The 13,415-nt window shown below is 68.4% G+C and carries 9 protein-coding genes; 5 read left to right on the top strand and 4 right to left on the bottom strand.

Going from position 1 to position 13,415, the window contains the following annotated elements:
* Nucleotides 1-73: 73 nt before the first annotated feature.
* Nucleotides 74-2,752: a GNAT family N-acetyltransferase gene (locus tag AB0H00_RS04815; protein WP_357262347.1), complete on the bottom strand. Its 2,679-nt coding sequence runs from the start codon at nt 2,750-2,752 to the stop codon at nt 74-76.
* Nucleotides 2,739-4,010, bottom strand: a complete 1,272-nt coding sequence (locus AB0H00_RS04810) for an acetoin utilization protein AcuC (RefSeq protein ID WP_357260908.1) — start codon at nt 4,008-4,010, stop codon at nt 2,739-2,741. Before AB0H00_RS04810 ends, AB0H00_RS04815 begins: the two co-directional genes overlap by 14 nt.
* Before the next feature lie 207 nt (nt 4,011-4,217).
* Here AB0H00_RS04810 and AB0H00_RS04805 point away from each other — a divergent pair, with 207 nt between their 5' ends.
* Both AB0H00_RS04805 and galE read left to right on the top strand, forming a co-directional pair.
* Nucleotides 4,218-4,904, top strand: a complete 687-nt coding sequence (locus tag AB0H00_RS04805) for an iron dependent repressor, metal binding and dimerization domain protein (protein ID WP_357260905.1) — start codon at nt 4,218-4,220, stop codon at nt 4,902-4,904.
* Between the two features lie 3 nt (nt 4,905-4,907).
* Nucleotides 4,908-5,888, top strand: a complete 981-nt coding sequence (gene galE / locus AB0H00_RS04800; protein ID WP_357260901.1) for a UDP-glucose 4-epimerase GalE — start codon at nt 4,908-4,910, stop codon at nt 5,886-5,888.
* A 212-nt stretch (nt 5,889-6,100) separates the two neighbouring features.
* Here galE and AB0H00_RS04795 read toward each other — a convergent pair whose 3' ends face one another.
* Complete coding sequence (locus AB0H00_RS04795) at nt 6,101-7,339, bottom strand: DUF4192 domain-containing protein (protein WP_357260898.1); 1,239 nt, start codon at nt 7,337-7,339, stop codon at nt 6,101-6,103.
* A 309-nt stretch (nt 7,340-7,648) separates the two neighbouring features.
* Nucleotides 7,649-8,353: a sensor domain-containing protein gene (locus AB0H00_RS04790; RefSeq protein WP_357260896.1), complete on the bottom strand. Its 705-nt coding sequence runs from the start codon at nt 8,351-8,353 to the stop codon at nt 7,649-7,651.
* 277 nt (nt 8,354-8,630) lie between these two features.
* Between AB0H00_RS04790 and AB0H00_RS04785 the strand changes: the two genes are divergently transcribed.
* The 3 genes from AB0H00_RS04785 (at nt 8,631) to AB0H00_RS04775 (ending at nt 13,410) form a co-directional block, all read left to right on the top strand.
* Complete coding sequence (locus tag AB0H00_RS04785; RefSeq protein ID WP_357260893.1) at nt 8,631-9,575, top strand: PAC2 family protein; 945 nt, start codon at nt 8,631-8,633, stop codon at nt 9,573-9,575.
* Nucleotides 9,576-9,645: 70 nt separating this feature from the next.
* Nucleotides 9,646-12,144, top strand: coding sequence for a DUF3516 domain-containing protein (locus tag AB0H00_RS04780; RefSeq protein WP_357260890.1), 2,499 nt, complete (start codon nt 9,646-9,648; stop codon nt 12,142-12,144).
* A 150-nt stretch (nt 12,145-12,294) separates the two neighbouring features.
* Nucleotides 12,295-13,410, top strand: a complete 1,116-nt coding sequence (locus tag AB0H00_RS04775; RefSeq protein ID WP_357260888.1) for a type III PLP-dependent enzyme — start codon at nt 12,295-12,297, stop codon at nt 13,408-13,410.
* The last annotated feature ends 5 nt before the right edge of the window (nt 13,411-13,415 follow it).

Below are 13,415 nucleotides of genomic sequence, written 5' to 3'. Positions count from 1 at the left end.
ACGGGTATTGCGCGAGCCGGTCGGCGACCTTCCCCTCCGCCCCGCCGAGCCTTGGGGCGCAGCCGTGCGGACCTCAGCCCAGCCTGCGCGGACCGGTGTCGAAGCGGCTCGGTTCCGGGCCGATCCGCCCGCGTGCGTAAAGGATCTCGGCCGAGGTAGGCGACGCCAGCACTGGGTCGAAGCACAGCTCCCGCATTTCGGGCAAGTCGTCGAAGAGGGCCGAGATGCGCTGGGCCAGCGCGGCGAGCGCGGCCTTGTCGACACGCGGACTGGCCGGTGTGCCGGACAGCAGCGGGGCGGCGCGCGGCGCGTCGATCAGAGCCGTGGCCTCGTCGGCGGTCAGCGGAAGCGCCCGGTAGGCGCGGTCGCCGAGGAGCTCGATGATCAGACCGGACAGGCCGAACTCGATCACCGAGCCGAAGGACGGGTCGTCCTGCACACGCAGGATGCAGCCAACACCCTTGGTGGCCATCTTCTGGATGTGCAGCATGGGGTCGCCGCACAACTCGGCCAGATCGGCATACCCCTGCCGAACCGCTTCCGGACGCCACAGGTCGAGCCGGACACCGGTGAGATCCGGTCTGCGCCGCCACAATTCGCCGGTCGCCTTCGCCGCCACCGGGTAGCCGAGTTCCTCTGCCGCCGCGACCGCCTCATCGGCGTTGCGCACCTCACGAAACTCCACAACCGAAATGCCATAGCAGGCAAGGAGCTCCACGATTTCCAGATCGGTGAGCCACCGACCGCCCGATCCTGCCATCCACCCCGCGACGAGCTTGCGGGCACGGTCGGTGTCGATTCCTTGCGGCCGCACCACCGGAGAAATGGGCCTGGTTCGCCATTCGGCGTAACGACGGACTCGGGCCAGTGCCCGCGCGGCGCGTTCCGGGTCGGGATAGGACGGAATCGAACCGCGCACCGCGGTGGCGCCCGCACCGCGCACCGCCAGCAAGTTCGGAATCCCTTGCTCGGCGACAAACGTGGTGAGAAGTGGTTTCTCGGCTTCGGGCACGGCGGCCGCCGCGGCGCGGATGGCATCGGCGAACTCGCCGATCGGCAACGGCACCGGAGGCGCGAAAACTACGATCACGGCATCGATCTCGTCCGACCGCAGGGCGGTGACCATCGCGTCGAGATAGGCGCCGGGCGTCGCCTGCGGGCCCAAATTCACCGGATCGCCGACCTCGAGGCCCTCGCCCTGGGCCGCGTCGACGGCCAGCCAGTTCAACGCCGCACTGTTGCCCACCACCCCGAGCCGCGAGCCTCGGGGCAGGGGTTGGTAGCCGAGCAGGGCAGCACAGTCGAAGAGTTCGGAGATCGAGTCGACCTGGACGATGCCCGCCTGGGCGAACAAGTCTCGCACGATGGATCGGTCCATGTCCCCGGACGCCTGGGTGCGGGCGGCCAAACGGCCGCTGCTCACCGCGACGATCGGTTTCGTCCTGGCCAACCGGCGCGCGATCCGGGAGAACTTGCGTGGATTGCCGAAGCTCTCCAGGTACAGCAGCACCACATCGGTGTCCGGATCGCTGTCCCAGTACTGCAGCATGTCATTGCCGGAGACGTCGGCGCGGTTACCCGCGGACACGAACGTCGACAGACCCAGGTTCCGCGCGGCGGCCTCACCGAGGATGGCCGCCCCCAACGGACCGGATTGACAAAAGAATCCGATCCGTCCGGGTGCGGGCAGTACCGGAGCCAGAGTCGCGTTCATGGCCACCGCCGGGTCGGTGTTCGCGATACCCAACGCGCTCGGTCCGACTACGCGCATGCCGTGGCCGCGGGCTGCCACGACCAGCTCGTGTTCGGCTGTCACACCGCCTTGACCGGTCTCACCGAAGCCCGCGGTCAGCACAACGAGTCCTTTGACGCCCTTGGCCATGCAGTCGTCGAGCACCGATCCGATCGCCGTAGGTGGCACCGCGACCACGGCGAGATCGACCTCGTCCGGTATTTCCCGGACTGTCGCGTAGGCACGGACCCCGCGCACCGACTTGCGATGGGGGTTCACCGGGAATACGGGCCCCTGGAACACGCCCGACAGCAGGTTCGCCAGCACCGCCCCTCCGACCCGGCCCGCCGCCGAGGTGGCACCGATGACGGCGACCGACCGCGGGGCAAGCAGATTGCCGACGCTGCGTGCCTCCGAGGCCCGCTCGCGGGAATCCCGCACGGACAGCAGCGCTTCGGTGGGGTCGATGGCGAACTCCAGGTGCAACACCGATCCGTCCCTGCTGCGTTCGACGTGATAGCCCGCCTCCCGGAACACCATCACCATCACGGTGTTCTCCGCGAGCACCTCGGCAACGAAGGTCTCGATCTTGTTCTCGGCGGCGGCGCCCGCCAGGTGCTCCAACAGGATCGAGCCGAGCCCGCGCCCCTGATGCCCGTCGGCCACGACGAACGCGACCTCCGCGGCCCGGGGCCCACGCCGGTCCAGCAGCTCGTAGCGGCCCACCGCCACGATCGCCTCGCCCAGCTCCAGCACCAGCCCGACCCGGTCGTGATAGTCGACATGTGTGGTCCGGTACAGGTCCTTGGGCGAAATCCGCGGGTAGGGGCCGAAGTACCGCAGATACCGGGTGCGGTCGGACAGCGCACCGTGGAACTCCTGCAGCCGGTCGCCATCGTCGGGCGTGATCGGACGCAGTCGCACGACGCCGCCATCGGAGGCCAGCACGTCGGCGAACCAGTGCTGCGGAGGCGGCGTGGCGGCGGCGTCCGGGGTATCGGGCGAGTCAGTCACGAGGATCCTCCGGATCGAGACCCAGCAACCCGAAAGTCGCTCGGCGGGTGGCCAGCACGGCCAGGTCGACAGCACGTTGAGCGCGGTCGAACTGTGCGTCCCCGGTCTCCCCCGTGCCGCCAGGACCGTCCCACGGCCGGTAGACGATGTCTCCGCCGTCTCCCATGGTGCGCGGCGGATCCGCCTGGGGCGCTTCGGCGCGGACCCGATCGATCCAGCCCTGCGGTATCGGCGTCGCGGGGTCGATGGAGCGGCCCAACGTGGTGGCCAGTAGGTGCGTCCAAGCCCGTGGCACCACCCGGACCAGGCCGTATCCCCCGCCGCCGAGGGCGAGCCAGCGCCCTTCGGCATGCCGGTCGGCCAGTTCGCGCATGGCGCGGAAGGCAGCGCGCTGGCCGTCGACAGTGAGCGCCAGATCGGCGAGAGGGTCTTCGCGATGGGTGTCAACGCCGCACTGGCTGACCACGATCTGCGGCCGGAACGCCTCGACCGCGCCCGGGACCACGGCGTGAAAACCGCGCAGCCACTGCGCATCCCTTGTACCAGGCAGCAGCGGCAGGTTGATGGAGGTGCCCTCCGCCGCACCCGCGCCGATTTCGTCCGGCCACCCGGTGTTGGGCCACAGGGTGGCCGGGTGCTGGTGCAACGAGATGGTCAGCACCCTGGGGTCGCCATAGAAGGCCCGCTGCACGCCGTCGCCGTGGTGTACGTCGACATCGATGTAGGCGATGCGGTCGAAACCATGGTCCAGCAGCCAGGAAATCCCCACCGCCGGGTCGTTGTACACACAGAATCCGCTGGCCGAATCGGGCATCGCGTGGTGCATGCCGCCGCCGATGCTCACCGCCCGCACGGCGCGGCCCGCGGCGATCTCACGCGCTGCGGCCAGGGTGCCTCCGACAATCGTGGAGGCCGCCTGATGCATGTGCGGAAACACCGGATTGTCCGGCGAGCCCAGACCGTATGGCGGCGCGACCGGCGAACCGACCGGAGGTACTGCGTGCTCTACCGCCTCGATGTAGTCGGGCGTGTGTATGCGCAACAGGTCCGGGAGCCCGGCGGGGCTGGGCTCGAGCAGCTCGACACCGTCGAGCAATCCGAGACTTTCCGCCAGCGCCATGGTGAACTTCAGACGCGCCGGTTTCATCGGATGCTCCGCGGTCCAGGCGTAGTCGAGAAACCGATCGGTCCAGACGACGGTCTCCGCCCGGCCCGCACCGGACGAGGTCGGCGCCGCAGGTTCCTTCCGCGGTGCAGTGGCCATAGTCGCAACGCTAGCGGGAAGCAAGCAGCCCCGCGAAACGTTTCTATGCAGTACAAATACAAGCAAGTGCGATCGCGGCGGCCCGCCGTGCGCCGGCCGCGTTCCCGCGGTGCCGGCTGCGACATCGCACAGCGTGGAGCGACACGATCCGGTACACGGCGGTGCCGTCGTGCGTGGGTAGAATTCGTGCCGACGAAGGGGTAACAGGTGAAGGATCTGGTCGACACCACGGAGATGTATCTCCGTACCATCTACGACCTCGAGGAGGAGGGCGTGGTGCCTCTGCGCGCCCGAATCGCCGAGCGCCTCGAGCAGAGTGGACCGACAGTGAGCCAGACCGTAGCGCGGATGGAGCGCGATGGTTTGCTGCTGGTTGCCGGAGACCGTCACCTGGAGTTGACCGAGAAGGGTCGCAGCATGGCGGTCGCGGTGATGCGCAAGCACCGGCTGGCCGAGCGGCTGCTCGTCGACATCATCGGACTCGACTGGCAGAACGTGCACGCCGAGGCCTGTCGCTGGGAGCACGTGATGAGTGAGGATGTGGAGCGGCGTCTGGTCGAGGTGCTCAACCACCCGACCACCTCCCCCTATGGCAACCCCATCCCCGGATTGGACGAACTCGGTGTAGTGCCCCCGACAAGCGCCGAAGAGACGTTGGTCCGGCTGTCGGACCTGCCGCACGGCCACATGCACGCCGTGGTGGTGCGCAGGCTCGCCGAGCACATCCAGACCGACCCCGAGGTCATCGGCCAGCTGCGCGAGGCGGGCGTGGTGCCGGACGCGCGAGTGACGGTGGAGACCAAGCCGGGTTCGGTGGTCATCACCGTGCCGGGCCACGGCGGTTTCGAGCTGTCGGACGAGATGGCTCATGCCGTCCAGGTGAAGCAGGTCTGACGCGTGAGACTTCTGGTTACGGGTGGTGCCGGCTACGTCGGCGGCGTCTGCGCGCAGGTTTTGCTCGAAGCGGGACACGAGGTCGTCGTACTCGACGATTTGTCGACCGGCAACGCCGACGGCGTACCCTCCCGGGCGCGGTTCGTCGAGGGTGATGTGGCGGTGGCCGCGCCCGCGCTCCTGGCAGCCGAAACTTTCGACGGTGTCTTGCATTTCGCGGCGCAGTCGCTGGTCGGCGAGTCGGTGCAGCAGCCGGAGAAGTACTGGCATGGCAATGTGGTGAAGACGTTCGAACTCCTGGAGGCGATGCGGCACGCGGGAACGCCGCGTCTGGTGTTCTCCTCCACCGCGGCCGTGTACGGCGAACCGGAGCAGGTGCCGATCACCGAGGAGGCGCCTACCAAGCCAACCAACCCGTACGGCGCGTCGAAGCTGGCCATTGATCACGCCATCACCTCCTACGCGATCGCGCATGGGCTGGCGGCGACCAGCCTGCGGTATTTCAATGTCGCCGGCGCCTATGGCGGTCTCGGCGAAAATCGGGTGGTCGAAACCCATCTCATCCCGCTGGTGCTGCAGGTCGCGGCCGGGCACCGCAAGGCGATTTCGGTGTTCGGCACCGATTGGCCGACCCCGGACGGCACCGCGGTTCGCGACTACATCCACATCCGCGACCTCGCGCAAGCCCATCTGCTGGCCCTGGGGACCGCCGAAGCGGGCACTCACCGCGTCTACAACCTCGGCAGCGGCACCGGATTCTCCGTCCGCGAAGTGATCTCGGCCTGCGAGCGCGTCACCGGCCTGCCGATCGCCGCGCTGGACGCGCCGCGCCGCGCTGGTGACCCCGCGACTCTCATCGCCTCCAGCGAGCGCGCGATCGCCGAACTCGGCTGGCGCCCTGAGTACAACGAGCTCGACGAGATCGTCACCGACGCCTGGGCTTTCCTCCAGTCGCTCGGAGCGCGCGCACACAGCGCGAGCTAGGGCGGTCGTGCCCATACGCGTCTGTTGTGTGCCGGACCGGGCGAGCGCGACCTCGCCGACGCAGCGAGGCGGACACCACGGTCTCGACCTGAAGCCTACGGGCCGCAGTGGAGTGGTCAACGGGATCACAGTCGGGTGGACCCCCTCGTACGATCGGAGCTGCAGTGGGACGCTTCGATCGCTCGGAGGTATTCCCACGCGCACAAGCTGCTTCATGGCGTAGGCGTGCCGAGGTCGACACCCAGACCTGCGGCGGTGTGATATCCGCTACGGGCGAGGCGGCGCATTTGTTCCGGACGCATACCCAGCCGCAGCGCGGTGTCCAGCAGGACAGCCATCGGATGATCCGGGTCCGCTGCCAACGCGGCATCCAGGGCGATACCCGCGAGCGGACCATCGCCCCGGACATACGCGCTGTAGCCGAGCAAGGCGGCGGCTTCCGCGCGATCCGTACCGGACAGGGCACGGGCCAGCGCGCCCCACAGCGCCTCGGCCGCGGCAGCATGATCGCCGACGGACAGGGCGAACATGGTGTCCCGTACGGCGCGATCCCGCAGAGCAGCAGCCAATTTCGCGAGCTCGGGTGCCATCAGCGCGGCGCCCGACGCGATGTTGGCGACCTGCCACAGCACGTAGTCGAGCGCCTGTCTGCTGTATCCGTTGGGATCACCGCGGCGCGCGGCGCGCGCGTAACGCTCCCGCGCGAGCGCCAGTGCGCCCTCCAGCTGTGCCGACACCTCGGCACGCGCCCGCGGATCCTCGGCGACCAGATCGGTGAGCTCGGATCGGGAGCCGCGAATCGGCCTGCCGTCGAACACATGGGTCAGGGCTACCAGCGAAGTGGCCGGATCCCGCAGGGCCCCATGGCGGTCCGGGCCAGACAGCGTCCACCAGCGCTGCCCTGGTGCGATCGCACGCACCGCCCACACACTGCCGAGCGAGATGTCGCACGCGGCCAGCCGCCTGCCGAGCGCACCGACCAGCGCGTCGAATCGCCCTGCGGCACAGCGCGGACGGTCCGCGCCCTCTTGTGGTGTCGATTCTTCGGCGCGATCGTCGACGAGGACCGCGAGCACCTCGGCCGCTTCGTCGTGCGCGCAGATTCGCGCCACACACCCCGCCAATGTCCCGGGTCGCACCCGTCGCCCATCCGGCTGTTCCAGATCGAATCGCACCACCGCGTCGACCAGAGCGCCGTGGGCGTCCCCCCGCCGCAGGACGAGCACAACCATCGACCGCTCCGGGGTGAATCCCATCATCGCGGGCACAGCCGCGATCAGCTCCCCCGGATCGTCCACCCGCACAGTGCGGTCCGGGTCTTGGAGGAACGGCGGCGGATCCTCCGAACAGCGGGCCCGCCGTGTCCGTTCAGCAGGACGACGCCCACCTTCTCCCTCGGTGTCCGCCGTATCGCTCGTAGACACCGGGTGCGCACCGGTTTCGGCGCGCACCGTCCATGTCCTGGCGACAGACGGGGCAGGACATGGCAGCGCACGCCGACTGCGGAGGCGCGAGCAGAACGTATTGTCCCGGCCCGTATGCCCGGTGTCGGCAGGTTCGGGAGTGGAAAACGGGGTCGCGGAAGTGGTCATGCATCGAGCCTGCGCTCCAATGCCACCGCCAGGTCGGCGGCGACCAGGCATTTCGAACGGGTTTGGGAAGCCTCTTCGGCTGTGGATCGCCACCGCTCACGGCCGTCCTGAGCGGCGACTGTGTCGGTGCAGCCTGCTAGTGTGCCGCCCGGGCCGGACCGCAGTGCGCTACCTCGTCCGCACCTTCCGCACGGCTGCCGTGAACAATTCGTCCAACGCCGAGGTATCCGGCTTTTCGCCGGCAAACGACATGTATGTCACGGAGATTCGCACATCCCCGACCTGACCGATGAGCGTGCGCATGGACTGGGTCAGCCTCGCGCCGCCTACCTCCGACGCGACCGCTCTGCGCAGTGCCAGTGCGTCGTCGGCGTCGACCGGCGGAGGCGGATCCAGCTCGGTCGTCACGGTGCTCACAGCGCCGGCGCGACTCACCCGCACCGAGCCGCATTTCGTCAGCCGGGCACGCAGCGACGCCAATGGCTCGTCGGTGCGGGTCAATTCGACGGTCATAGTGGCGCGCGTGTCGTTGTCCGTACCGACCGCAATCGCCGTCTGATCGGGCCCGAACTTCTGTTCCGGCGCCACACAACCACTCGGCTGCGCATCCGCCCCGCGCCCTATCCCGTTCAGATCCCCGGCGGCCTGGGCGGCAGCCTCCGGCGGCAACACCACCGCCGCGTACGGCGCGGGAAATTGCACCGGATCCGGCAGCAGCATCGGCAGTTCGACGCTCACGTGCCGGGTCACCGCGGTCGGCGACAACGCGACCGGATGCCCGGACATGGCCGACCCGCATCCGGCGAGCAGCACCGCCCACGCGACGGGCAGCACACAGCCCAGCCACGTGCGCGTCGAATCTGCCACGGTCACACACCTACTGTGCCAAAATCCCCGTGGTCGCCCGCGCTGCCACGCCGCCGGGCCGGGAATGCGCGGGGCGTCGACGCTGTTGCCTCGACGTATGGGCCGACGTCCGGCCGTGCGCGGTGGCTTTCACCGGCATAGGGGACAATGGATGGTGGTCTCCCGTCTCGGACGACTGCTTGTCCGAAACCACTTCGGTGGTAAACGACCGAGCAGACAACCACAGCTGGTGTGCCAAGGGCGCTCGCCCGGGCCGGAGGAACCGCGCAGGAAGGAGTACGCGATGGACTACGAGTCGCGAATGTACGAACTGGAGTTCCCCGCTCCGCAGCTGTCGGCCGTCGACGGCTCGGGTCCGGTCCTGGTGCACGGACTGGAAGGATTCACCGATGCCGGGCATGCGGTGCGGCTGGCCACGACGCACCTGCGCGAGAGCCTGGAAAGCGAACTCGTCGCCTCGTTCGATGTCGACGAGCTGCTGGACTACCGATCGCGGCGCCCGCTCATGACGTTCAAGACCGATCACTTCTCCGACTACGCCGAGCCGACGCTGAACCTGTGGGCACTGCGCGACACCGCGGGCACCCCGTTCCTGCTGCTCGCGGGTCTGGAACCGGATCTCCGCTGGGAGAAATTCACCACCGCGGTGCGCCTGCTCGCCGAACAGCTGGGCGTGCGCCGCAGCATCGGCTTGAGCGCGATCCCCATGGCGATTCCGCACACCCGCCCGCTCGGGGTGACCGCGCACTCCTCCGACCGCGACTTGATCTCCGAGCATCAGCGCTGGCCGGGTGAACTGCAGGTGCCGGGCAGCGCGTCGTCGCTGCTGGAATTCCGCATGGCCCAGCACGGTCACGAGTCGATCGGCTTCTCGGTGCACGTACCGCACTACCTCGCGCAGACCGCCTACCCGGAGGCCGCGCAGACACTGCTGGAGAACGTCGCCGACAACGCGGGCCTGGAGATTCCGCTGGCCGCGCTCGGCGAGGCCGCAGCCCGGGTGCGCGAGCAGGTCAATGAACATATCGCGGGCAACTCCGAGGTGGAGACCGTCGTGCACGCTCTGGAGCGTCAGTACGACAGCTTCGTCACCGCCCAGGAACGGCAATCCAGCCTGCTGGTAGGTGACGGCGAACTACCGAGCGGCGACGAGCTGGGCGCCGAGTTCGAACGGTTCCTTGCCGAACAGGGCGGCTACCACGGCGAGGACAAGGGCGAGCAGGAATGACCGCGCCGCGGTCCCGATAGCCGATCGCCCCTGCTTCGGCGTCCGATAGCAAGGCCGTAGGGTGGTCGGAGTGGATCTGACCGAACTGCTCGACATCCCGGGCACCGACGCCGACGCGCTGTACGAATCGTTCGGGATGTGGGCCGCCGCGCAGGGCACCCCGCTGTACCCGGCGCAGGACGAGGCGCTGCTGGAGCTGGCGTCCGGATCCCACGTCATCCTCGCCACCCCCACCGGTTCCGGAAAGTCGCTCGTCGCGGTCGGCGCGCACCTGTTCGCGCTCACTCAGGGCAGGCGCACTTACTACACCGCCCCGATCAAGGCTCTGGTCAGCGAGAAGTTCTTCGCGCTGTGCGAGGTATTCGGCGCCGAACGCGTCGGCATGGTCACCGGCGACGCCGCGGTGAACCCGGAGGCGCCGATCATCTGCGCCACCGCGGAAATCCTGGCGAACATGGCCCTGCGCGAGGGCGCGGACGCCGACGTCGGTCAAGTCGTGATGGACGAATTCCATTTCTACTCCGATCCCGACCGGGGCTGGGCCTGGCAGGTTCCGTTGCTGGAACTGTGCGGCGCCCAGTTCCTGCTCATGTCGGCGACGCTCGGCGAGGTGGATTTCTTCGCCACCGACCTCCAGCGCCGCACCGGCCGCTCCACCGCGATCGTCGCGGGCACCGAACGCCCCGTGCCCCTGAGCTTCTCCTACGCCCGTACCCCCATCACCGAAACCCTCGAGGAGCTGGTCACCACACACCAAGCCCCGGTCTATGTGGTGCACTTCACCCAAGCCGCCGCCCTGGAGCGGGCACAGGCGCTGACCAGCGTCAACTTCGCCACCCGCGCGGAGAAGGGCGCGATCGCCGAGGCGCTGGGCGATTTCCGGTTCGCCGCGGGCTTCGGCAAGACGCTGTCCCGGCTGATCCGGCACGGCATCGGCGTGCATCACGCGGGCATGCTGCCGAAGTACCGCCGTCTGGTGGAACGGCTTGCCCAGGAGGGCCTGTTGAAGGTGGTGTGCGGCACCGACACCCTCGGCGTCGGCATCAACGTGCCCATTCGTACGGTGCTGCTGACCGGCCTGACCAAGTTCGACGGCGTGCGCACCCGCAGGCTGAAAGCCCGTGAGTTCCATCAGATCGCGGGCCGGGCGGGCCGGGCGGGCTACGACACCATGGGCACGGTCGTCGTGCAGGCGCCGGAGCACGAAGTGGAGAACACCCGGCTGCTGGCCAAGGCGGGCGACGATCCGAAGAAGCAGCGCAAGGTCCAGCGGCGCAAGCCGCCGGAGGGCTTCGTCTCGTGGAGCGAAGAGACCTTCGACCGTCTGGTCGCTGCCCAACCGGAGCCGATGGTGTCGCGCTTCGCCGTGACCAATGCCATGCTGCTGAACGTGATCGCCCGCCCGGGCAACTGCTTCGACGCCATGCGCCATCTGCTCGAGGACAACCACGAACCACGCGCCGCCCAACGCAAACACATCCTCCGCGCCATACGCCTCTACCGTGCGCTGCGCGACGCCGGTGTGGTGCAGCAGCTGCCGGAACCCGACGCGCAGGGCCGCCGCGCCCGCCTGACCGTCGACCTGCAACGCGACTTCGCCCTCGACCAGCCGCTGTCACCGTTCGCGCTGGCCGCGCTCGACCTGCTGGACAAAACGTCCACTAGTTATACCCTCGACGTGGTGTCGCTCATCGAATCCACGCTGGAGGACCCGCGCCAGTTGCTGATGGCTCAGCAGCACAAGGCGCGCGGCGAGGCGATCGCCGAGATGAAGGCCGAGGGCATCGACTACGACGAACGGATGGAGCTTCTCGAAGAGGTCACCTGGCCCAAACCGCTGGCCGAGCTGATCGAGCCGGCGTACGAGACCTACCGCGCCGGGCATCCGTGGGTGTCGGAGTTCGCGCCGGCACCGAAGTCGGTGGTGCGCGACATGATCGAACGTGCCATGACCTTCGCGGAGCTGATCTCCTTCTACGAGCTGGCCCGCTCCGAGGGCGTGGTGCTGCGCTACCTCGCCGACGCCTACCGTGCGTTGCGGCGCACGGTGCCCGAATCGGCGCGCACCGAGGACCTCGACGACATCACGGAGTGGCTCGGTGAGCTTGTCCGCCAGGTGGATTCGAGCCTTCTGGACGAATGGGAGCAACTGACCAACCCGGGTGCGGAGACCGACGCCGATCAGATCGCGTTCGGCGCGGAGACGGTGCGCCCGATTTCCGTGAATGAGCGCGCCTTCCGGGTCATGGTCCGCAACGCCATGTTCCGCCGCGTGGAGCTGGCCGCACTGCGGCGCTGGGATGAGCTGGCCGAGCTGAGCCCGGGCCGCGACTGGGCGGCCGCGCTCGCGGACTACTTCGCCGAATACGAGCGGATCGGGACCGGGCCCGATGCCCGAGGGCCCCAGTTGTTCCAGATCGAACGAAGACCGGGATTCTGGCGTGTGCGGCAGGTGCTCGACGACCCGGCGGGCGACCATGGCTGGTCGATCGACGCGGTGGTGGATCTCGCCGAGTCGGATGCCGCGGGCGAGGTTGTCTTCGACGACGTCACCGTGTCTGCCGGCTGACCCACACACGCAGACACGCAGTTCAGACGCTCCAATCGATCGTTGATACGGAATGCGGCGGCCGAGCGGCGAATCCGAGGTTTGACGGATTCGTTTCTGGGTAATGGCCGCTGATACTCTCTCCCCCGCTGCCGAAGCGAAAGATCACCTATGCCCGAATCACCGTACCTGGTCATCCATCCCGAGCGAGTGCGCGACAACTACCGCGCGCTCGATGCCGCCCTGTCCGCGGGCACCGGCGCACCGACGAGGATTCGCTTCGCGGTCAAGGCAAGTCCGGTGCCGGAGATCGTGCGCCTGCTCGACGTGGAGGGCGCGGAGTTCGACGTCGCCAGTATCGGCGAAATCGACCTGTGCCTCGCACTCGGGGTTGCGCCGGAGCGCCTCTGCTACGGCAACCCGATCAAGAAGGCCACCCACATCACCCGCGCATTCGCACTGGGCGTGCGCCGCTTTGCCTTCGACACCGAGGACGACCTTGTGCGCATCGTCGAGCACGCCCCCGGCGCCGAGGTGGAGTGCCGCTTCCTCGCCTCGGCTCCGGAGTCCCGCACGCCGTTCGGCACCAAGTTCGGCTGCACCCCGGGCGAGGCGTTCCGGTTGCTGGTTCGGGCGAGGGATCTGGGGCTGGTCGTCGCGGGTCCGTACTTCCACGTCGGCTCGCAGCAATTGGACCCCGACGCGTGGCGAATCGGCATCGAGCAGGCGGGCCGGATCTCGGAAGCACTGGCGGACAAGGATATTCCGGTCACCTCGGTGAACATCGGCGGCGGACTGCCGATCTCCTATGCCGACGACGCACCCGCGCTGGGTGAGATCGCCGCAGTGGTGAACCACGCTGCGGCCGAATTCCTCTCCGGGAATACCGGATTGGTCGTCGAACCAGGCCGAGCGCTGGTCGGTTCGGCGGGTACCATCCACGCCGAGGTCGTCGGGGTCCGCATCGCGCCGGACGGACGACGCTGGGTGTATCTCGATATCGGCCGGTACAACGGAATGGCCGAGACCGAGAACGAGTACATCGTCTACCGGTTCTCGACGGACCGGGACGGTGACCCCGTCGACGAGGCGGTGGTAGCCGGTCCGACCTGCGACGGCGACGATGTACTGTATCAACGCACGCGAGTCCTGTTACCGACCACGTTGCGAGCCGGTGATCGCGTTCGAATCCTCGACACCGGTGCCTATACCGCGAGCTATTCGTCGGTGTCCTTCAATGGTTTTCCGCCCCTGACCGTTCATGTCTCGGGCGCTGAGCGAGAGTGAGTTTG

The organism is Nocardia sp. NPDC023852, assembly GCF_040639505.1.
In the GTDB taxonomy this organism is placed as follows: domain Bacteria; phylum Actinomycetota; class Actinomycetes; order Mycobacteriales; family Mycobacteriaceae; genus Nocardia.
This window is presented reverse-complemented; position numbering and strand designations above follow the sequence as displayed.

Bases quoted from the DNA above. Each gene is read 5' to 3' on its own strand.
- AB0H00_RS04810 (WP_357260908.1), bottom strand. From the start codon at position 4,010: ATGGCCACTGCACCGCGGAAGGAACCTGCGGCGCCGACCTCGTCCGGT.
- AB0H00_RS04785 (WP_357260893.1), top strand. From the start codon at position 8,631: ATGGACTACGAGTCGCGAATGTACGAACTGGAGTTCCCCGCTCCGCAG.
- AB0H00_RS04775 (WP_357260888.1), top strand. From the start codon at position 12,295: ATGCCCGAATCACCGTACCTGGTCATCCATCCCGAGCGAGTGCGCGAC.